The sequence below is a fragment of the Bradyrhizobium sp. UFLA05-125 genome, from assembly GCF_059803515.1.
Window position 1 is genome coordinate 26,632 of the sequence record NZ_JBANBJ010000019.1, and the last position, 20,696, is coordinate 47,327.

At 65.4% G+C, this 20,696-nt stretch carries 20 protein-coding genes; 2 read left to right on the forward strand and 18 right to left on the reverse strand.

Annotated features, from left to right (window positions below):
• Window positions 1-67: 67 nt before the first annotated feature.
• From SO156_RS18715 to SO156_RS18770, 12 genes are all read right to left on the reverse strand, one after another.
• Window positions 68-1,720 (reverse strand): hydantoinase B/oxoprolinase family protein, encoded by a 1,653-nt coding sequence (locus SO156_RS18715; protein ID WP_498535835.1) that lies wholly within the window; start codon window positions 1,718-1,720, stop codon window positions 68-70.
• 2 nt (window positions 1,721-1,722) lie between these two features.
• The gene (locus SO156_RS18720) at window positions 1,723-3,807 is read right to left on the reverse strand and encodes a hydantoinase/oxoprolinase family protein (protein WP_498535836.1); all 2,085 of its coding nucleotides are present in this window, start codon (window positions 3,805-3,807) and stop codon (window positions 1,723-1,725) included.
• Window positions 3,808-3,934: 127 nt separating this feature from the next.
• Complete coding sequence (locus SO156_RS18725) at window positions 3,935-5,308, reverse strand: amidohydrolase family protein (protein WP_458149412.1); 1,374 nt, start codon at window positions 5,306-5,308, stop codon at window positions 3,935-3,937.
• Window positions 5,305-6,888 (reverse strand): ABC transporter substrate-binding protein, encoded by a 1,584-nt coding sequence (locus SO156_RS18730; RefSeq protein ID WP_498535837.1) that lies wholly within the window; start codon window positions 6,886-6,888, stop codon window positions 5,305-5,307. Before SO156_RS18730 ends, SO156_RS18725 begins: the two co-directional genes overlap by 4 nt.
• 13 nt (window positions 6,889-6,901) lie before the next feature.
• Window positions 6,902-8,221, reverse strand: a complete 1,320-nt coding sequence (locus tag SO156_RS18735; RefSeq protein ID WP_498535838.1) for a dihydroorotase — start codon at window positions 8,219-8,221, stop codon at window positions 6,902-6,904.
• A gap of 9 nt (window positions 8,222-8,230) precedes the next feature.
• Complete coding sequence (locus SO156_RS18740; protein ID WP_498535839.1) at window positions 8,231-8,887, reverse strand: aspartate/glutamate racemase family protein; 657 nt, start codon at window positions 8,885-8,887, stop codon at window positions 8,231-8,233.
• Between the two features lie 7 nt (window positions 8,888-8,894).
• Window positions 8,895-9,779: a polysaccharide deacetylase family protein gene (locus tag SO156_RS18745; protein WP_458149409.1), complete on the reverse strand. Its 885-nt coding sequence runs from the start codon at window positions 9,777-9,779 to the stop codon at window positions 8,895-8,897.
• Window positions 9,766-10,581: an ABC transporter substrate-binding protein gene (locus SO156_RS18750; RefSeq protein ID WP_498535840.1), complete on the reverse strand. Its 816-nt coding sequence runs from the start codon at window positions 10,579-10,581 to the stop codon at window positions 9,766-9,768. Before SO156_RS18750 ends, SO156_RS18745 begins: the two co-directional genes overlap by 14 nt.
• A gap of 14 nt (window positions 10,582-10,595) precedes the next feature.
• Complete coding sequence (locus tag SO156_RS18755; protein WP_498535841.1) at window positions 10,596-11,360, reverse strand: amino acid ABC transporter ATP-binding protein; 765 nt, start codon at window positions 11,358-11,360, stop codon at window positions 10,596-10,598.
• Window positions 11,357-12,214, reverse strand: a complete 858-nt coding sequence (locus SO156_RS18760; RefSeq protein ID WP_498535842.1) for an amino acid ABC transporter permease — start codon at window positions 12,212-12,214, stop codon at window positions 11,357-11,359. The genes SO156_RS18755 and SO156_RS18760 overlap by 4 nt, the downstream gene beginning before the upstream one ends.
• Window positions 12,211-13,038, reverse strand: a complete 828-nt coding sequence (locus SO156_RS18765; protein WP_498535843.1) for an ABC transporter substrate-binding protein — start codon at window positions 13,036-13,038, stop codon at window positions 12,211-12,213. The genes SO156_RS18760 and SO156_RS18765 overlap by 4 nt, the downstream gene beginning before the upstream one ends.
• A 19-nt stretch (window positions 13,039-13,057) precedes the next feature.
• The gene (locus SO156_RS18770) at window positions 13,058-14,014 is read right to left on the reverse strand and encodes an N-carbamoyl-D-amino-acid hydrolase (RefSeq protein WP_498535844.1); all 957 of its coding nucleotides are present in this window, start codon (window positions 14,012-14,014) and stop codon (window positions 13,058-13,060) included.
• Window positions 14,015-14,165: 151 nt separating this feature from the next.
• Here SO156_RS18770 and SO156_RS18775 point away from each other — a divergent pair, with 151 nt between their 5' ends.
• Both SO156_RS18775 and SO156_RS18780 read left to right on the forward strand, forming a co-directional pair.
• Window positions 14,166-15,083, forward strand: a complete 918-nt coding sequence (locus tag SO156_RS18775) for a LysR family transcriptional regulator (protein ID WP_498535845.1) — start codon at window positions 14,166-14,168, stop codon at window positions 15,081-15,083.
• Between the two features lie 54 nt (window positions 15,084-15,137).
• Window positions 15,138-15,851, forward strand: a complete 714-nt coding sequence (locus tag SO156_RS18780) for a type 1 glutamine amidotransferase (protein WP_498535846.1) — start codon at window positions 15,138-15,140, stop codon at window positions 15,849-15,851.
• A gap of 100 nt (window positions 15,852-15,951) precedes the next feature.
• Here SO156_RS18780 and SO156_RS18785 read toward each other — a convergent pair whose 3' ends face one another.
• The 6 genes from SO156_RS18785 to SO156_RS18810 all read right to left on the reverse strand — a co-directional run bounded on the left by SO156_RS18785 (window position 15,952) and on the right by SO156_RS18810 (window position 20,667).
• A complete protein-coding gene (locus SO156_RS18785) occupies window positions 15,952-16,419 on the reverse strand; it encodes a nuclear transport factor 2 family protein (RefSeq protein WP_498535847.1) in 468 nt (155 codons plus the stop codon).
• A 76-nt stretch (window positions 16,420-16,495) separates the two neighbouring features.
• The gene (gene ybgC, locus SO156_RS18790; RefSeq protein ID WP_458149400.1) at window positions 16,496-16,948 is read right to left on the reverse strand and encodes a tol-pal system-associated acyl-CoA thioesterase; all 453 of its coding nucleotides are present in this window, start codon (window positions 16,946-16,948) and stop codon (window positions 16,496-16,498) included.
• 68 nt (window positions 16,949-17,016) lie between these two features.
• A complete protein-coding gene (locus SO156_RS18795) occupies window positions 17,017-17,934 on the reverse strand; it encodes a metallophosphoesterase (RefSeq protein WP_458149399.1) in 918 nt (305 codons plus the stop codon).
• 85 nt (window positions 17,935-18,019) lie between these two features.
• The gene (locus SO156_RS18800; RefSeq protein WP_458149398.1) at window positions 18,020-18,889 is read right to left on the reverse strand and encodes a DUF6869 domain-containing protein; all 870 of its coding nucleotides are present in this window, start codon (window positions 18,887-18,889) and stop codon (window positions 18,020-18,022) included.
• A gap of 312 nt (window positions 18,890-19,201) precedes the next feature.
• Window positions 19,202-20,251, reverse strand: coding sequence for a Holliday junction branch migration DNA helicase RuvB (gene ruvB / locus SO156_RS18805; RefSeq protein WP_458149397.1), 1,050 nt, complete (start codon window positions 20,249-20,251; stop codon window positions 19,202-19,204).
• The gene (locus tag SO156_RS18810) at window positions 20,248-20,667 is read right to left on the reverse strand and encodes a cytidine deaminase (protein ID WP_458149396.1); all 420 of its coding nucleotides are present in this window, start codon (window positions 20,665-20,667) and stop codon (window positions 20,248-20,250) included. Before SO156_RS18810 ends, ruvB begins: the two co-directional genes overlap by 4 nt.
• Window positions 20,668-20,696: the final 29 nt, after the last annotated feature.

Consider the following 20,696-nt stretch of genomic DNA (forward strand, 5'->3'; position numbering starts at 1 on the left):
CATGGCTGCAACGTTCCTGATTGAAGGCCTCTCTCTTAGTCCAGCCGACGATCGCGATCAAGCGACATTAGCGGAGGCCGTAGAGCGCGGCCGCGTTGTCCGGCGAGACCAGGCCGCTCTCGACGTCGTCGCGCACGCCGTCCCGCGCGCGATCGGTGGGATCGCCGATGCCGGCCCCGCCTGGCGTCATCACGACGAGCCGATCTTCAGGCGGCACGGTCTGAAAGCCCTTGCCGCGCATCTTCTTGCCGGACTTCAATCCGACATAGCCGGCCTCGCCGTCACGGCCGCCATCGCGGCCGCGCGGCGGATGATCGATGCGATCGAACGCGGCCAGAATGTCGAACGGCGCGTCGACACCGCTGCCGACCTCGATGATCTGGCCGAGACCACCGCGGGTGCGGCCGGCGCCGCCGGAATCCGGGCGCAGCTCCTTGCGCCAGAAGATCAGCGGCGTCTGCGTCTCCGCGATCTCGACCGGCGTGCCGCGCACGCCGCTCGGATAGGCGGTCGCCGACAGCCCGTCCTTGGCAAAGCGCGCGCCGGTGCCGCCATTGCTGGTCACCGCCATCGAGAACCCGTAGTTGCCGCCGGCGCCGGAACGCGTCTGTCCGCGCACGTTGAGATTCCACAGGCATGAGGTGCCTTCGGCCGGCACGCGCTCGGGGATGATCTGGCGCAGGCAGCCGAACACGACGTCGGGCAACATCTGACCGATGACGTGACGCGAAGCCACCGGCGCGGGTTTCGGCGCATTGAGGATCGCCCCTGATGGCGCCGACACCGTTAGCGGCGAGAGCGAGCCGGCATTGTTGGGAATTTCCGAGGCGACGACGCAGCCAAGACCGAACACGGTGTAGGCTGTGGTGTAGGAGAGCGGCACGTTGATGCCGAACTTTGAGGCCGGCGAGGTGCCGGTGAAATCCACGTGAATGCCCTTCTCCGAGATCGTCAGCATCGCCGATAGCGTCACCGGTGCATCATAGCCGTCGACGATCATGGTGTTGCGCCAGCTTCCTTTCGGCAGCTTAGCGATCTCCGCGAGCACGGCCTCGCGCGAGCGGTCGCAGATGTAGTCGCCGAGCTCATCGAGCGTGTCGATGCCGAACTCGGTCATCATCTCGACCAGGCGCTCGCAGCCAACGTCGTTGCAGCCGGCGAGCGAATAGGTATCGCCCTCGGTGTCGATCGGCAGCCGCGTGTTGGTGCGGATCATCGCCATCAGCGTCTCGTTGACGATGCCCTGGTCGATCAGCTTCAGCATGGGGATGTAGAGCCCCTCCATGAACACGTCCGTGGCATCAGGCCCGAAGCCGATGCCGCCAATGTCCATCAGATGGCTGGTGCAGGAGAACAGCGCGACCAGCTTGCCGTTCTTGAAGCAGGGCGTGGTGACGACGAAGTCGTTGAGATGGCCGGTGCCCATCCAGGGATCGTTGGTGATGTAGGCGTCGCCCTCCTTCATCGTCTCCAGCGGGAAATGCGCGATGAAGTGCTTGACCGACTCCGCCATCGAGTTGACGTGACCCGGCGTGCCCGTCACGGCCTGCGCCAGCATGCGGCCCCTGAGGTCGAACACGCCGGCGGAGAGATCGCCGCATTCGCGCACGATCGGGCTGAAGGCGGTGCGGAGCAGCACTTGCGCCTGCTCCTCGACCACCGCGATCAGCCGGTGCCACATGATCTGAAGGTCGATCAGGCTGGTGCTTGCGCCATTCATGGTCACGCCGCCTTTCGTTCCATGACGATGCTGCCGGCACCGTCGATGTGGGCGTCAAAGCTCGTCGAGACGAATGTCGAGGTCTCATCCTCCGCGATCACGGCAGGGCCGGCGATGGTCGCTCCCAGCTCCATGTCCTCGCGGCGGTACAAGGGAATCTCGACCAGGCGTCCCGCCCTTCCGTCGTAGAATTTGCGGCTACCGGATGCCTTGCCGGCCGGCTTGCGCGCCACGGCATGGACGACCGGCGGATTGCGCGGCTCGGTGGTCGCAAGCACGGACCAGCTCAGCACTTCGATCGCCGCGCCCGGAATCGGGCGCTCGAACATCGCGGCATAATCGATCTCGAAGGATTTTCGCAAGCCGGTGAGATCGGCAGCAGCCAAGGGCCGGTTCGGCAGTTCGATCGTGATCTCGTGGCCCTGGCCGACATAGCGCATGAAGGCGGCGCGGCGCTCGCGCACCGGCGCGCCGGCAGCACCCGGCTCGACCAGCGCCCGCGCCTCGATCGCCATCTCCTGCAAGAGATCCGAGACCGCCGCGGTATCGAAATCGTCGAGCCTGACATGGCGGCTGCGTACCAGTTCATAGGCAATGGGCGCGGCCAGAAACCCGACGGCCGAGCCGACGCCGGCGTTGGACGGCACGATCACCCGGGAGACGCCAATCTTCTCGGCAACGCGCGCCGCATGCAGCGGCGCGGCACCACCGAACGCGATCAACGTATGCTGGCCGACCACCGCGCCACGTTCGACTGCATGCACGCGCGCCGCGCTCGCCATGTTCTCGCAGACGACCTCGTGCACGGCATAGGCGGCATTCTCCGCCGACAGGCCCAGCGGCTCACCGACATCGTGCAGCAGCGCCTGTTTCGACAGCTTGGGATCGAGCTTGATCGTGCCGCCGGCAAAGGCGTCGGGATCGATCAGGCCGAGCGCAACGTCCGCATCGGTCACCGCAGGCCGTCTGCCGCCGCGGCCATAGCAGGCCGGGCCCGGCTCAGACGAAGCGCTCTCCGGGCCGACCGTGACGCGCTTCATCGCGTCGATCCGCGCAATCGAACCACCACCGGCGCCGATCTCAACCATCTCGATCACGGGAATGCGCACCGGCAACCCTGAGCCCTTCAGGAAGCGCGCGGCCCGATCGACCTCGAACACGCGCGAGGTCTCCGGCTGATACTTCTCGATCAGGCAGATCTTTGCCGTGGTGCCGCCCATGTCGAAGGAGAGCACCTTGCTTTCGCCGAGCCGTGCCGCGATCTGCGCCGCGAAGATCGCGCCGCCGGCAGGACCGGACTCCACCAGGCGCACCGGGAAGCGCCGCGCCGTCTCGATCGAGGTGACGCCGCCGCCGGAGGTCACGAGATAAATCGCGCCGCGGAACTGCTCGACCGCCAGCGCCTGCGCCATGCGCGCCAGATAGCCGTCGATCAAAGGCTGCACATAGGCATTGGCGACGGCGGTCGAGGTGCGCTCATACTCTCGGATCTCGGGGCACACCGCGGACGACATCGTTACGGAGATGCCGGGCATCTCCTGCTCGAGGATCGCGGCGGTGCGCCGCTCATGCTCGGGATTGGCGTAGGAATGCAGGAAGGCGATGGCGACGCTTTCGACATTCAGCGCACGCAATTTCGGCACCAGCGCACGCACCGCGGCCTCATCCAGCGGCAACCGCACCGCGCCATGGGCATCGACGCGTTCGGGAACGGTGAAGCGCAGGGAACGCGGCGCCAGCGGCTTCGGCTTGTCGATGGTGAGGTCGTATTGATCGTACCGGCTCTCGGTACCGATATCGAGCACGTCACGAAAGCCTTCGGTCGCGATGAGCGCGGTCTTTGCGCCGCGGCGCTCGATGATGGCATTGGTCGCCAGCGTCGTGCCGTGAATGAAGACATCGATGTCGCTGATATGCGCATGCGCATCCGTGAGAATGAGACGAATGCCATCAAGCACCGCCTCCTCGGGCCGCGTCGGCGTCGTCAGCACCTTGCGCGTCTTGCGATCCTGTCCCACATCCAGCACGATATCGGTGAACGTTCCTCCGATATCGACGGCAAGCCGCACTTCGGCTCCCTCACGCATTCCAGATGTCTCCGTGCTGATCGACAGGCTCAAGCGTTGAGCAATTTGTATGCCATCGACTCCACCGATGGCAACTCGCTGCACGATTTTGCCGGGCACCTATGCGATAGCCAAGGATGCGCGCGGCTCAGCCGTTGAAGGCGGCCTGCGCCTCTGGCAGATCCCAGATCTTCCCGATCGCGGCCGCGCCTTGCGAGGTGATCACGGCTTCATCGCCATGAACGTAGCGGCCAGCATCGATCAGCACGCGGCCATCGACGACAACCTGATCGATGTTGGCGCGGTTTGCGAGCGCGACCAATGCGCGCCTGACATCGAAGAGTGGCTGCAAATGCGGGTGGGTGAGATCGACGACCGTGAGATCGGCGGTCGCGCCCGGCGCAATCCGGCCGAGATCGGGCCGCTTGATGATGTCGGCAGCGGTTGCCGTGATCGACTCTATCAGCTCGGGGGAATTCGCGACATCGGCGCGCTGCGACGACGTCTTGGAAATGAGCGAGGCGGCGTTGAGCTCGCCGAGCAGGTCCATGTTGTAGCCGTCGGTGCCGACCACGGTGCGGACGCCATGGCCGGCGAAGCGACTGAATGCCGCGGTCACGCCGGCGCGCGCAAACACGCGCGGGCAGTTCAGCACGGTCGCGCCGCGCGCGGCCATCAGCTTCAGATCGTCATCGGTGCTGGCTATACAGTGCGCGGCGAGCAGGTCCGGCGCAAGGAGGCCGAGCCAATCCAGATATTCCGCTGGCGTGCGGCCACCATAGCGCTTGCCGATGGTTTCGACCTCGGCCTGGCTCTGCGCCAGATGGGTCGTGATGGGCACATCAAGCTCGCGCGCCCTTGCAGCACAGGCTTTCAGCAGATCGGGCCCGCAGGTGTCCGTCGCATGCGGGCTCATCGCAAGGCCGATGCGGCTCTCGCCGCGGCCATTCCAGCGCTGATAGAGCGCGTCCCAGGTCGCCATATCAGCCGTACCGTCGTCGCCCGCATAGCGGACCAGGCCGTCGGGACCCGCCTTGGCATCTGATGTCGAGAACAGATAGGGCGCGCCGTAGAAACGGATGCCCATCTCCTCGGCGGCGTCGAACATCTCCGGGATCGAATTGCGGAACGGCTCCATCACCGTGGTGGCGCCGCCCTTCAGGAGCTGGAGGATACCGAGCCGCGCCACGGCGAGACGCTCTACAGGCGACAGCAGATCGGCGCCGCGCTTGGTCAGGGGCAACAGCACCGTGTAGACGATACTCTGGTTATTGCGCCGGCCGTTGCCGTCCTCGGTGTGGCTGCGCGCCACCGCCTCGCTGAAGCAATGATTGTGCAGGTTCAGCAGGCCCGGCAGGATGAAACGGCCGGGACGGTCATAGACTTGATCTGCGCGCGGCTTGTCGCGCGTGACCGCGGCGATCCTCTTGCCCTCGACCAGCACCCAATGGTCGCGCAAGACATCCTGCGCGTCGTCCTTGCGGGCCAAGACATAGCTGCCGAAGATCGCGATTGTGCTCATGCGGGGCGTACGTTCCAGAAGACGGCGGTGCCGTCGAGAATGCCGGTGATGGACTTGCGATAGGCGGTCGGCTGCTTGTACAGGCCGATCGGAAGATAGGGAATCTCATCGAAGGCCAGCGCCTGGATATCGTGGCAGATGCGCTGCTGCTCGCCGAGCTCATAGGCAGCAAGCCACTCGCTGCGAAGAGCGCCCATCTTCTCGCTTTTGTACCAGCCGGCGACCTTGCCTTCGCCGCGCAAGTTGGTATTCCCCGCGGGATTGAGCCAGTCGATGCCCTGCCAGTTGCCGACCGCGGCGCTCCAGCCGCCCTGCCCGATCGGCTCCTTCTTCAACTGGCGTTGCAGCACGACGGCGAAATCGAGCGCGGCGTATTCGACGTTCATGCCGGCCTTGCGCAGCGTATCGGCGGCGATCTCGCCGAGCGGGCGCTGCGCCAGCGAATTGGTGGGCACGAGCAGCACGATCTTCTCGCCATTGTAGCCGGCAGCCTTCAGATCGGCTTTGACCTTGGCGTAGTCGCGCGGACCACGGAAGACGTCGAGCCCGACCTCGCTCGCCATCGGCGTGCCAGGGGCAAAAAAGCCGATCGGCGACACCTGATATGTGAGATCAGTGCCCGCGACCGCCGTCATGAACGACGACTGGTCGATCGCGCCGAGCAATGCACGGCGAACCGCGGGATTATCGAACGGCGGCTGGAGATGATTGAGCCGCAGCATGCAGGCGTAGCCACGCGGATCGAGCACGCGCGTTTCGATGTCCCCGGCAGCCTTGATCACCGGCAACAGATCGTGCGGTGTGGTTTCCTGCCAATCCTGCTCGCCGGTCTGGAGCGCAGCGACGCCGGTGCCGGCGTCCGGCGTGGTGGTCCAGACCACGCGGTCGTAATGCACGATCTTTGGGCCTGCGGTCCAATCCGGCTTGCCGTCGCTGCGCGGCTGATAACGGTCGAAGCGGGCATAGGCGTTACGCGCGCCCTGCACGCGCTCGTCGGCGAGGTAGCGGAACGGCCCGCTGCCGATCACCTCCGTGAGCGGCTTGAACGGGTCCTGGCTCGCCAGCCGCTCCGGCATCATGAAGCAGGCATTGATCGCGGCCTTGCCGAGTGCCTGCGGCAGCAGCGGGAACGGACGCTTGAGGCGGAAGCGGATGGTACGGTCGTCGGCGGCCAGAAGCTCATCAGTTGCCTCCATCAGCTCGCCGCCAAAGCCGTCGCGCGCCGCCCAGCGACGAATGCTCGCGACGCAATCGCGCGCCAGCACGCGCTCACCATCGTGCCAGAACAGGCCGTCGCGCAGGGTGAGGTCCCACTGCAGCCCGTCATTGGAGATGACATGACCCGACAGCATCTGCGGCGAGACCTGGAGCGATGCGCTCATGCCATAGAGCGTATCGTAGACCATGTAGCCGTGGTTGCGCGAGACCTGCGCCGTCGAATAGATCGGGTCGACGAACGCGAGATCGATCACCGGAATGAAGCGCAGCGTGGTCTGCTCCTCGGCGCGCAAAATTCCAGGCAGCGACAGCGCTGGCGCGGCGGCTGCGGCCTTGAGCAGGGAGCGGCGAGTGATCGGCATTTAAACGAGACTCCTAGGACGCAAAGCGCGCGAGGCAGCCGATTGGGGCGCCCTGCACCTCGTCGTCGCGCATGACGGTGTGGCCGCGCACGATGGTGGCCACTGGCCAGCCCGTGATCTTCTTGCCCGCAAACGGCGTCCAGCCGCAGGGCGAGACGATCCAGGAGTCCTCGATGGTGCGCTTCGCCTTCATGTCCACCAGCGTGAAGTCGGCATCGTAACCGGCGGCGAGCCTTCCCTTGCCGACGAGGCCGTAGACCCGTGCGGGACCAGCGGCCATCAGATCGACCATCCGTGGCAGCGACAGCCGGCCGGCATTGACGTGATCGAGCATCACGGGAACGAGCGTCTGCACGCCGGTGAGGCCCGCCGGGCAATCCGGCCACGGCTGCTCCTTGGCGCTGCGCGAATGTGGCGCGTGATCGCTGCCGATGGTGTCGACGATGCCGTCGCGCACCGCGGCCCAGCTCGCCTCGCGATGCCGCTCGCCGCGGATCGGCGGGTTCATCACGCCGAAGCCCTTCAGCGTGTCGTAGCATTCCGGCGCCACCTGCGTCAGATGGTTGACCAGCACCTCGACGGTCGCGACGTCGCGATAGTCGCGCAAATAGCTCAGCTCCTCCGCCGTGGAAACGTGGAGGATATGCGCAGGGCGCCTGGTCTTGCGCGCCAGCGCCATCAGGCGGCGGGTGCCGAGGAAGGCGCATTCCTCGTCGCGCCACTCCATGTGCGAGCGATGCGGCATGCCGCGCGAAAACATCGGCTTCCGCGCCTGGAGGCGATATTCGTCCTCGCTGTGATAGGCGATGCGGCGACGCCCCGCGCGCATCAACTTTTCCAGATGCTCATCGTCCTCGACCAGCAACGAGGCGGTGGACGAGCCGGCGAACACCTTGATCGCGCACACGCCATGCTCGCTTTCGAGATGCGCAAGCTGATCGATATTCGTCTTGGCGCCGGCGATGTAGAGGCCGATGTCGCAAAAGCTCTGCGCTTCCGCGTAGCCGCGCTTCCAGTCGAGCCGCTCCTGGTCAACGATCGGCGGATTTGTGTTGGGCATGTCGAACAGGGTAGCGATGCCGCCGAGCACGGCAGCGCGCGTGCCGGTGCCCAGCGTTTCCACCGTCGCATCGCCAGGATCGCGCAGATGGACGTGGCTGTCGATCAGGCCGGGCAGGACGTGAAGGCCGCTAGCGTCGATGACCTGATCGGCCGTGTCGGCTGTGGCCGCGGACAGCGTCGCGATGCGTCCGCCGGAGATGCCGACGTTGGCGGCTTCCTCGCCCCAGGGCGTGACGCAGGTGCCGTTCCGGATCAGGAGGTCAAAATGCATCGTTCACCTTCATGCTTTCAACAACACCGCCCCGATCGCCGCGGCGACCGCCTGCTGCGCCGGCTCGACCACGGGAACGCCGATCGCGTCCTCGATCGCGGCGCGATGCGAGGCCATGCCGGCGCAACCCATCACGACGACGTCGGCTCGGGCCTGCGTGACCAGCGCGCGGCCCGCCTCGATCAAGCGCCCACGGATATCGGCGCTCGCCGTTTCCGCCGCGCTCGCGCCGACCGACCAGCTTCCGGCATAGCGGGCCGCTAAGCCCATCTGCCGCACCATGCGCTGCTGGCGACGAATGCTCGAAGGCGACAGCGCGATGATGCCGAAGCGCTCGCCGAGCGTCAGCGCGCGCAAGATACCCCATTCGGCAATGCCCATCACCGGGCGGCCGCCGGCCGCCTCGCGCACCGCATGCAGGCCGGGATCGCTGAAGCAGGCGAGCACGAAGGCGTCGGCATCCTCGCGTGCAACGCGGTTGACCAGCGGCATGACGACGCTGTCGGCGTCGCGCTGCGAGGTGATGCTGGTCGGGCCCTCGGGCAAACCCACCACCACGATCTCCGGCCCGCCGGGAATCCTGAGCGGCGCAACGGCCTCGTCGATCGCCGCCGTGACCGCGGCGGAGGAGTTCGGGTTGATCGTGAGGATGCGACGGCGGGTCATACCTGGCTCAACGCTTGGCGGCCTCATGGCGCTGGAAGTTCGCGGCGATGGCCTCGCCCGTCGTGATCCAGAGGTCTGGACAGGATTTTGCGTAGGTCAAGAATTCGCGCAACAGACGAAGTCGCATGGGACGTCCGCTGCATTGCGGATGCAGCACGGTCGTCACCATCGCGCCCCAGTCGCGGACCTCGTCGAGCTCGTCCTTCCAGATCGAGAGCACGTGCTCCTTGGGGAAGATCGAGCGCGGGCTGAAGCGGGCGGAAAGGCCATGCATCCAGTCGTCATAGCTCGCGGTCACCGGCAATTCGATCGTGCCCGGCTTGCCGTCGGCGAGGCGATGGCGATAGGGCCTGACGTCGTCACGGAACGAGGAAGTATAAACGATGCCGTGACGCACCAGCGCGACGCGCAACTCCTCGGTGAACTCGCCATAGGGTGCGCGATAGCCGATCGGCTTGACGCCGAGCCGGCGCTTCAGCGCCTCGAAACCACGCTCGAGCTCGTCCTCGATCCAGGGATCGCCGGGATCTGGCAGGAGATGATGATAGCCGTGATGGCCGATCTCGTGGCCAGCCTTGAGGATCGATTCGGCCATGGCCGGATGCGCATCGACCGACCATCCCGTGACGAAGAACGTCGCCTTGAGATCGAGCTGATCGAGCAGCTCCAGCAATTTTGGCGTGCCGACGCGGGCCTCGTAACCGCCATAGCTCATGGTGATCAGGCGCTGCGCATGCACGGCGTCCTTGCTGGTCCATGCGCTCTCCGCATCGACGTCGAATGAGAGGAACATCGCAGACGTATAGGATTTTGGCCAAGGATAGTGCGGCGCAGGGTCCGCGGTGTTCGCCGGGACGAGCGGGATGCTTTGAAGTGCCTTACTGTCCAGCATTGATGGTCGCCCTCTCTATTCCGTTGTCGTTCAATTTCCATTTCGCCAGGAGCGTACGATAGGTGCCGTCGGCGATCAGCGCATCGAGTGCCTCGACCATTGCCTGCTGCAATGCCTTTTCCTTGACCGGCAGCGCGATGCCGGTGAATTGCTGGGCGATGGTCTCGCCAACTGCCGCGTAGACGCCGGGCTCGAGGTCCATGATGTAGGGCAGCGTCTCGTTGCCCTGCACGGCGGCGTCGACGCGTCCCTGCCTGAGCTGCGTGCGCGCATCCGCCGAGCCGTCGGTGCCGACGACCTGGATCGGATTGCTGCCGCAATGCTTCTCGCTCCACGCCGTGATCTCGGCCGGGAACGAGGTACGGCGGCTGGCGCCGACCTTCTTGCCGCAGAGCGCGGCCATGTCCTTGAACTCGGCTGCGCGGGATTGCTGCACGAAGAATTTCGGACCGCTGCGCAAATAATCGACGAACGAAGCGATCTCGTGCCGGTTCGCATAATCGGTGAAGCCGGACAGGATAGCGTCCGCCCGGCCGGTCGAGATCGACGGCATGAACTCGGCGAAACTGGTCTCCTGCCACTCGATCTTGACGCCGAGCTTGCGGCCGAGCGCCTCGCCGAGATCGATGTCGAAGCCGGACAGCGCGTTGGTGGCAGGATCGCGGAACTCCATCGGCGGATAGTTCGGCACCAGCGCGACCTTGATGCTGCCGCGTTTGGCGATCTCGGGCGGCAGCTCGATCGCCATCACTGCTGCCGTCGTGGCACACACCAGCGCCGCCGCAACCAACACTCTCATCATCAAAACGCCCCCATTCAGATCACCGCCGAGAGAAAAGCCTTGGTGCGCGCCTCGCGCGGCGCGCCGAGCACGTCCGATGCAGTCCCGGATTCGACGATCGCGCCCTGGTCCATGTAGACGACGCGGTCGGCGACCTCGCGCGCGAAGCCGAGCTCATGCGTCACCACCATCATGGTCATGCCGCTTTGCGCGAGCTCCTTCATCACGGCGAGCACCTCGCCGACGAGCTCGGGATCGAGCGCGCTGGTCGGCTCGTCGAACAGCATCAGCATCGGCTTCATCGCGAGCGCCCGCGCGATCGCGACGCGCTGCTGCTGGCCGCCGGAGAGCTGCGCGGGATAAGAATCAGCTTTGGTGGCAAGGCCAACACGCTTGAGGAGCTCGATGGCTTCGCCGCGCACCTCGTCTGATTTTCGGCCCTGCACCTGCACCGGGCCTTCGGTGATGTTCTCCAGCGCCGTCTTGTGCGGAAACAGGTTGAAGCGCTGGAACACCATGCCGGTCTTCAACCGCTGCCGCGCGATCTGCCGCTCGGTCAGGCGATAGAGCCGCCCGCCCTCCTCACGGACGCCGAGCAGCTCGCCATCGAGCCAGATGCCGCCGCTGTCGATCGTCGTGAGCTGATTGACGCAGCGGAGCAGCGTCGTCTTGCCCGAGCCGGACGCACCGATCAGGCACATCACCTCGCCGGGCCACACGTCGAGTGAAATGCTTCTGAGAGCCTGGAACTCTCCAAAATGCTTGCTGACGGAGCGGATCGCGACGAGAGGCTTTGTCATCGGGCGAACCGCAATGTGCCACGGGCAAAGCGTCGCTCGAGCAGCATCTGGAGCGGCGTCAGGATCGACACCACCAGGAGATACCAGAGCCCTGCGACGATCAGGAGCTCGATCACGCGCGAGTTGGCGTAATAGATGTTCTCGGCGTTGTGCAGCACCTCCGGATACTGGATGACGCTGGCCAGCGAGGTCGCCTTGACGAGGCCGATGAACTCGTTGCCGATCGGCGGAATCACCACCCGCATCGCCTGCGGCAGAATGATCCGGCGCAGCGCGCGCAAGCGGCCCATGCCGATCGCCTGAGCCGCCTCATATTGCCCGATGTCGACCGACAGCATGCCGGCGCGCATCACCTCGGAGGTGTAGGCGCCCTGGTTGATGCCGAGCCCGAGCAGTGCCGCGAGGAACGGCGTCATGACGTCGACCGCGCGCGCGCTCCACAGGCCGGGAATGCCGATGGTCGGGAACACCAGCGCGAGATTGAACCACAACAAGAGCTGAAGGATCAGCGGCGTGCCGCGAAACAGCCAAGTGTAACCCGCGGCGACGGATTTCAGCACCGGGTTCGGCGACAGCCGCATGATCGCGACAACCACGCCAAGAAGGATGCCAAGCGCCATCGCGAGCACGGCCATCACCATGGTGTTGACGATACCCTCGAGGATCACTTTGGCCGTCAGGAAGCGGCTGACATAGGACCATTCGATCTGGCCGCCCGCGAAGGCACGACCAATGGCAGCCAGCACCAGAACGATCAGCGCCGCGCTGAGCCAGCGAAACCAGTGCGGCTCGCGCGCGACGTGCAGCCCGGACAGGTCGGGAAATCCCTCCGCGAGTGCGGACGCGGCCTTCATTGCGGCGCCGCGTTCATCAAGGGCTTCTCGACGGCATTCGCGCCCAATCCCCATTTGTCGAGAATGGCCTTGTAGGATCCATCGGCGATCATGGCGGCGAGCTTTTCCGTCACCACCTCGCGGAGCGCCGCATCATCCTTGCGGAACATGATGCCCTGAAACCCCTTCGCGAAGGCCTCGCCGACAACGCGGTATTTGCCGGCCTCCTGCGATTGCGCATAGGGCAGCGTCTCGCTGCCCTGCACGGCCGCATCGATGCGGCCCTGCTTGAGCTGGTTGCGGACGTCGATCGAGTTCTCGCCAGGGACGTACTGGATCGCCGGCTTGCCGGCCGCCTCGCAATTCTGCTTGCTCCACTTCTCGATCTCGACAGGAAAGCTGGTGCTGCGCGTGGTGCCGACCTTCTTGCCGCAGAGATCGGCCGCAGCTTTCGCCTCGCTCTCGGCCATGACGAAGAACTGCGGTCCAGTCGTCAGATAGTCGACGAAATCCGCGGTCTCACGCCGCGAGGCGCGGTCCGAGATGCCGCTGATGATGAAATCGGCCCGCTTGGTCTGGAGCGAGGGGATCAGCTCGGCAAACGGCGTCTCGCTCCAGACGATCTTGAGGCCGCCGAGTCGCTTGGCGAGCTCGTTTGCAAGGTCGATGTCGAGCCCGACCAGCTCGCCCGTCGCGGGATCGCGATATTCCATCGGCGCGTAGGTCGAATTGACCGTGAGCTTCAACGTGCCCGCCTGCTTGATCTCCGCCGGAAGCTCTGCCGCCTGCGCGGACGTCACGGCAGCCAAGGCTGCGAAGGCGAGGAAATGCGAGAGGCGTGTCATGTCAGCTCCTTTGCCAACGCTAGTCCGCGTCGAGAACGGCCGGCTCGATGACGCCGGCGCGTTCAGTGATCACCCTGTATTGCTCCGGCCGCCGGTGGGCGGCGAAGTTGAACATCTTGTCCTTGCCTTGGCGGCAGAGGTCGAGATCGATGTCGGCAACGATCACCTCGTCGGCGAGCGTCTCGGCCTGCGCGACGATGCGGCCGTTGGGATCGACGATGCAGGAGCCGCCAATCAATCCGGAGCCGTCCTCGTCGCCCGCCTTCGCCACCGAGATCGCCCAGGTCGCGTTCATGTAGGCGTTGGCCTGGGTCACCAGCGTCGAATGGAAGGTGCGAAGGCTCGCGTCTTCCGTCGTGCCGCCATTGGGATCATAGGCCGCCGAATTGTAGCCGATACAGACGAGCTCGACGCCTTGCAGGCCCAGCACGCGCCAGGATTCCGGCCAACGCCGGTCGTTGCAGATCATCATGCCCATGATCGCGTGGGCCAAGGCCGAGCCGGCGCGGAAGGCGGGAAAGCCGAGATCGCCATATTCGAAGTAGCGCTTTTCGAGCTGCTGGTAGCGCGCGCCCGGTCGCGGCTCGACCGAGCCTGGCAGATGCACCTTGCGATAGCGGCCGAGAATCTCGCCGTCGCGATCGACCAGGACGCAGCAATTGTAGCGGCGGCCGTCCGCCGTCAGCTCGGCATAGCCGACATAAAAGCCGACGCGGAGCGCACGCGCGCGTTCGAACAGCGGTGCGACGGCCGGGTTCGGCATGCCGCGCTCGAAATAGTGGTCGAGCGCTGCGCCTTCGAGCAGCCAGCGCGGAAAGAAGGTGGTGAAGGCAAGCTCCGGAAATACCACGAGGCTGGCGCCGCGCGCGGCTGCCTCCTCAAGGAGCTTCAGCATCCGGTCAAGCGTATGCGCGCGCGTATCGGCTTTTTGCGTCGGCCCCATCTGGGCGGCGGCGGCGCGAAGGACACGAACCAAGACTGCCTCCAATCTGTGCGCGCTGCTGCCTCATTGGGCGACCGAACTCTTTGATCCAGCGTGCAAATCCGCGGCCATTACGCGGAAACGGGAGTTGAAAAGCAATTCATTGTGCTATGATATTTTGGCCGAGAGTATAATCGGGGTTTATATGAACCTGCGCCAGCTCGAGATCCTGCGTGCCGTCATTCGCCACCGCACCACGGTCGCGGCGGCGGACGAGTTGGCGCTCTCGCAGCCCGCGGTCAGCAACGCGCTGAAGACGATGGAGGCGCAGGCCGGCTTTGCGCTGTTCGAGCGCGTCAACAACCGCCTGTTCCCGACCGCGGAAGCGATGGCGCTCTACAAGGAGAGCGAGGCGATCTTCGCACTGCATGCCAAGCTCGAAAGCCGCGTGCGCGATTTGCGGGAGAACCGCTCGGGTCATCTGTCGCTCGTGGCGACGCCGCCGCTCGCCTACAGCATCATCCCCTCTGCCCTGTCCGGCTTTCTGCGCCGCCGTCCGGAGACGCGGGTGTTTTTCGACGTTCGTCGCTACGAGGGTATCATCGAAGGCGTGCTGAGCCATGTCGCCGAGCTCGGCTTCGCGCTCGGCCTCACCCATCATCCCGGCATCGCGCATGAGGTGGTGCATACCGGCGAGATGGTCTGCGTGCTGCCGCCACAACATCCGCTGGCCGGGGAGCCGATCGTCTCCGCGCCCGATCTCGTTGGGCTCCCCTTCATCGGGCTCGAGCGCGGCACACGGTTAGGTGAAGCCGTGCGCGACAGTTTTGCGCGCGCCGGCGCGCCGTTCCAGCCGACCGTCGAGGTGCGCTACTGCAACACGGCCTGCGTGCTCGCGGCCGCCGGCGTCGGCGCAGCCGTGGTCGATCCATTTTCGCCGCGACAGAACGGCGGCAACGGCCTCGTCGTGCGGCCGTTCGCGCCGACGACGCGCGCGGTCGCCTATATGCTGTGGTCGGAAGCAGAACCGCTGTCGCGGCTGGCCAAGGCCTTCCTCGACGAGGTTCGCAAGGAGAGCAGGTTTCTGGCAAACGGCACGCCACGGGAGGCACAGCGCGACTGAGCTTGTGCAGGCACCCGATCTCTCAACCGAAGACACATTCTTGGCCGAGGACACATGGCACGCATCACCATCATCGAGACCGGAGCCGTCCCCCGCAAACATCGCGAGCGCCACGGCTCCTTTCCGGACATGTTCGAGCGCATGATCCGCGCTGAAGATCCCTCGGCTGCATTCGACGTCGTGAGCATCCCCGATGGCGAGACGCTCCCCGACCCGCGCCAATTGGAGGCGATCCTGATCACCGGCGCGGCGGCCGGCGTCTATGACGGGCTCGACTGGATCGCGCCGCTCGAAGAATTCGTGCGCGCCGGCCATGCCAACAAGACGCCGATGGTCGGGGTCTGTTTCGGCCATCAACTGATCGCGCAGGCGCTCGGCGGCACCGTGCGCAAGTCAGACAAAGGCTGGGGCATCGGCCGGCACGTCTATCAGGTGGCGCCGAACAACGGCGTCATCGACGGCGAGCAGCTCGCCATCGCCTGCTCGCACCAGGATCAGGTCATCGAGCCGCCGCAGGACGCGCGGGCGATCCTGTATTCGGAATTCGCGCCGCATGCCGGCCTGCTCTACGCCAACGGCACGACGCTCTCCGTGCAGCCGCATCCGGAGTTCGACGCGGGCTTCGCGCAAGTCTGCTGCGAGCTCCGCGAAGGCCACGCGCCGGACAACGTCGTCGCCACCGCGAAAGCGTCGCTGGCCGAGCCGCTGGACAGCGCGAAGCTCGGTGGCGCCATCACGAGGTTTCTGACGAGGCGATCGGCGCCTTAGTCCGCGAGGTCGCGCCACACGCGACTCTTCCCTTCTCCCCTTGTGCGCCTGTTGCGTAATCCGCGATTGCAGCGCCAAGCTCATACGCTCTCGCGAACTGCTAGAACGGATCGCTCCCCAGCCCCGCGACATCCGCCGGCCGCGGCCCCGGCGCGGGCCAGTGGAAGCGGCGGTCACTCTCGGCGATCGCGATGTCGTTGATCGACGCCTCCCGGCGCTTCATCAGACCCTGCTCGTCGAACTCCCACTGCTCATTGCCGTAGGAGCGATACCACTGGCCGCTCGTATCGTGCCATTCGTACTGGAAGCGCACCGCGATACGGTTGCCATCGAAGGCCCAGAGGTCCTTGATCAGGCGGTAGTCGAGCTCCTTCGCCCATTTGCGCGTTAGGAACGCGACGATCGCTTCGCGGCCCCAAAACACCTCCGAGCGATTACGCCAACGGCTGTCCTCTGTGTAGGCGAGCGCGACACGCTGCGGGTCGCGCGAGTTCCAGGCGTCCTCGGCCATGCGGGCCTTTTGCGCAGCGGTCTCTCTGGTGAACGGCGGAAGCGGCGGACGCGACATGGCTGGCCTCATCGGTTGGTTGAGCCGCGAATCTAGCCTTGCGTGCAGGGAAGTCGATAGACCCTTCCCTATCGGCTCATTTCGTAATCACATCGGCCTTCATCAGCGTGCGGATCGATTTCGGGATCGGCTGGGCGCGACCGCCACTGATGAAGGCGACTCGCACTTCCGCTTTCACCAGCACGTCCTCGCCCCGCCGCACCTCCTGCGCCAGCATGATCGAGGCACCCTTCACAGCGATCGGCCAGGTTACGACGTCGAGCACGTCGTCCATGCGCGCAGGCTTGAGGAAATCCAGATGCATCGAGCGCACGACGAAGGCAAAGCCGGCGTCTTCCGTCTCGACCTGCTCGAACAACGCCTGCTGCTCGGCGCCCATCAGCCGCAGATGATTGGTGCGGCCGCGCTCCATGAAGCGCAGGTAGTTGGCGTGATAGACGATGCCGGAAAAATCCGTGTCCTCGTAGTAGACGCGGACCTGCATGTGGTGGCGACCGTCGCGGATCTCGCCGTCGAGATGGGCAGTCATGGCGCGAGCCTTTTCGCTGTCGAGGGGCCCGTTTTGCGCAAAATCGGCCGACCGCGCAAGCGCTGCGGCTATGATATCGTTTGCCCCGTTCGCCCCAGCGTCACCTCGACGATCTCGGGCGGGACGCCGACGCGCATCGGCACGATGCTACAGCCGAGACCGCCGGAAATGATGACGTCGCATTTTAGCTTCAGATGACCGTAGGCGAGCCGGATGCCGTGCTGCGGCGGCACCGCCGGCGACCAGCCGAGCACGCGCACCTGGCCACCATGGGTGTGGCCGGAGAGTTGCAGCGCGACGCGCGAGGGCACGCGCAGCGCGACGTTGGGCTCGTGCGCGAGCAGGATAACCGGCGCATCGTCGGTGACCTTGGCGAGGGTCGCTGCGAGATCGTCGGCGCCGAAACGCGGCACCGCGCGCTGACGCGCCGCCGGCATAAAGGCAAGCTGATCGCCGAGCCCGGCAAGCCAGAACGCGCGGCCGTCCTTGGTGAGGCGCACGGCGTCGTTCTCGTAGACGGGAATACCGGCAGCTTCCAGCGCGCGATGGGCGACAGTCGGGCCGCGCAGGATCCGCTGCACCGCCTTGTCTTCCCAATAATCGTGATTGCCCATGATGGCGTGAACGCCGAGCGGGGCCTTGAGGCCTGCCAGCACCGCGGCCCATTCGGCGGCCGGAATGAGCCGCGTGACGTGGTGGTGGCCGGCCACGTAATCGCCGAGCATGACGATGAGATCGGCGTTCAGCGCGTTGGTGTGCTCGACGATGCCCTGGATGCGCTCCAGCGACATCCAGGGATCGCAGGCATGGATGTCGGCGACCACGGCGATGCGAAGCGGAAAGTCCGCCGGCCACTGCTTCGGCATCGGGTGATAGCGGGTGATGCGGAGCCGCTCCGGCTCGACGCCGATGCCGTAAGCCGCAGTGGAAACGCCGGCGGCGGACAGACCGCCGATGGACCGAAAGAAAGCGCGCCGAGAGATCATGCGGAACCGGGTGTGATGCCTTATTTCAATGTCCTCCGATTGAAGCGGAATTGGGGTGCGCTTGTGCAGATCGTCAGCAGAAACGTTAACGGTCCCTCACGCCGACGAGCGCATCCAGACGCGTCTTCAATTCGTCGGACGCCCGGTAATACCAGACACCGCCGAGCAAGTCATGGAAGCGTTTGTCGGCGCGAGCCTCGCGCTCGATGCGGTCGATGGTGCGCAGGCTGATCACGTCCTCGAGCGGACCGGCTGCCAGCAGCGACAGCAGCACGGGATTGGACTCCATCTTAAGGATTTCCAGGATCAGGTCGATCATCCGGTCGGGGTCGTCCTCGCGCAAATCGCGCTCGAAATCCATGATGGCGAACAAGTTGTCGTCCTGGTCGCGGTCGGATCTGGAATATTGCTCGATCCAGGCCTGCGCCAACTCGGACAGCGACATGCTGGCGCAATCGAGCGGCTCGCGCGGAGTACGCTGAGCCAGGTGATCGGCGTGCCAGGCTACGTCGTTGGCGATCCCTGCGATGCGCTGCATCAGCGGCTCCTCCTTGCCGAAATGCACGCCCCCGAGCAGCCAGCGCAGCCGTGCATTGTGCTTCGCCTCATGCTCGATCCGCACAACCACCTCGTCACCATGGGCATAGAGCAGCGCCAGCAAGAATTTGTCGTTGAGCTGCATCACCGTCGGCTTGTCGGTCTCGGTCTTCAGCACGTCGAGAATGAGATCGAGCGCGCGTTGCGGCCGCCGATGCGGCAGATGATCGAAATAGAGTTTCAGCGCCCAGACGCTGCCGGCCTGGTCGCGCCGGCTGACGCGCTGAAGCGCGCACCACATCGAGGCCAGCTCGGCCAACGGCATCGGATCGAGGAAAGCTTCGGTCTCGTCGGGCGTCCGCAGTTGCGGTGCGGACGCGATGTTCGCAAGTAATGTTGCGTGGTCACTCAGCCCCATTTTTTCCCACTCCAGCCAATGTGCGTGCGCTGGCGACCCCGATCGCCGCGCGTCCGCATTAGTGGGAGCACGAAACAGGTGGGTTCAACGTCTGCGCGAGCTAATTAGTCTCGCGCGATCGCAAGCATTCTGCTGCTCATCCTGAGAGCCTGACCGAAAATAAGGTGAGGAGCCCGCGACAAGCGGCGTGTCTCGAAGGATGGCCGCCGAAAGATCTGGCCCTTCATGGTTCGGTGGCGATGCGCAGCGTCGTCCGGTAACGCGCGTTCCGCGCTCCTCACCAAGAGGATCCAGTGACGCAATAGGATGAGACTACTCGTCGCTCTCGTCCGTGCCGAACAAGCCGAACTGTGCCGTATCGCGCGAGGGCTCACTGAGGCCGAGATGGCGGAAGGCATGCGTCGTGAGGAGGCGGCCGCGCGGGGTGCGCTGGAGATAGCCGCACTGGATCAGATAGGGCTCGATGATGTCCTCGATGGCATCGCGCGGCTCGGACAGCGCGGCGGCCATGGTCTCGACGCCGACGGGGCCGCCGCCGTAGTTCAACGCGATCGTCGAGAGGTAGCGCCGGTCCATCGCGTCCAGGCCCGCTGCATCGACCTCCAGCGCGCTCAGCGCGTGGTCGGCGATCTCGCGATCGATGGTTTCAGCGTTGGCGGCAGAGGCAAAGTCGCGTACCCGCCTGAGCAGGCGGCCGGCGATGCGCGGCGTGCCGCGGGCGCGGCGCGCGATCTCGTTGGCGCCGTCCGGGCTCATTCCGACGTTGAGCACGCGCGCGCCACGGGTGACGATGCCTTCGAGTTCTTCGATCGTGTAAAAGTTCAGCCGGATCGGAATGCCGAAGCGATCGCGTAGCGGATTGGTGAGAAGACCGGCACGCGTCGTCGCGCCAACGAGGGTGAACTTTGCGAGCTCGATCTTGACCGAGCGCGCGGCCGGGCCCTCGCCGATGATGAGGTCGAGCTGGAAATCCTCCATCGCGGGATAGAGCACCTCTTCCACGGCTGGGCTCAGGCGATGGATCTCGTCGATGAAGAGCACGTCGCGCTCTTCGAGATTGGTGAGAAGCGCGGCGAGATCGCCGGCCTTGGCGATCACGGGGCCCGATGTGGCGCGAAATCCGACGCCGAGCTCGCGCGCCACAATCTGCGCCAGCGTGGTCTTGCCGAGACCGGGGGGACCGACGAACAGTACGTGATCCAGCGCCTCGCCGCGCTTGCGCGCCGCGTCGATGAAGATGGACAGATTCTTGCGCGCCTGCTGCTGGCCGACGAATTCGGTCAGCGATTGCGGGCGCAGCGCGGTATCGCCGACATCGTCGCTGCGGCGCTCGGGCGTGACGATGCGGGAGGGGGTGTTCACTCGTTGCCTCGCCGGTACTTGTTCGGCAACAGCTCGCCGATGCTCGCGACCTTCGGCTCGCGGCCGTTGTCGGGAACGATGACCCGCGCCTTGGCGTCGTAGTCATGGATCAACTCGCGGCAGATGCCGCAGGGTGAGACGACGGCGATGTCGCCGGGCTCGCCGGGCTTCGGATGACGCACGGCGACGATGGTCTCGATGCCGCGGTCACCAGTCTCGGTGATGGCACGTCCGATCGCGATCGCCTCGGCGCAGACGGCGATGCGGCCGATATAGGCATCGATGTTCACGCCGGTGACGATGCGGCCGTCGCGCGTGCGCATCGCCGCCCCCACCTCCTGCCAGTCGTTGCGATAACGTTGGCTGATCGCCGCGGTCGCAGCGGCGATGAGTTCCTTGTCTTCTTTGCTCAGCATGGCGGAAAATGCGTTCCTTCGTCAGTCAG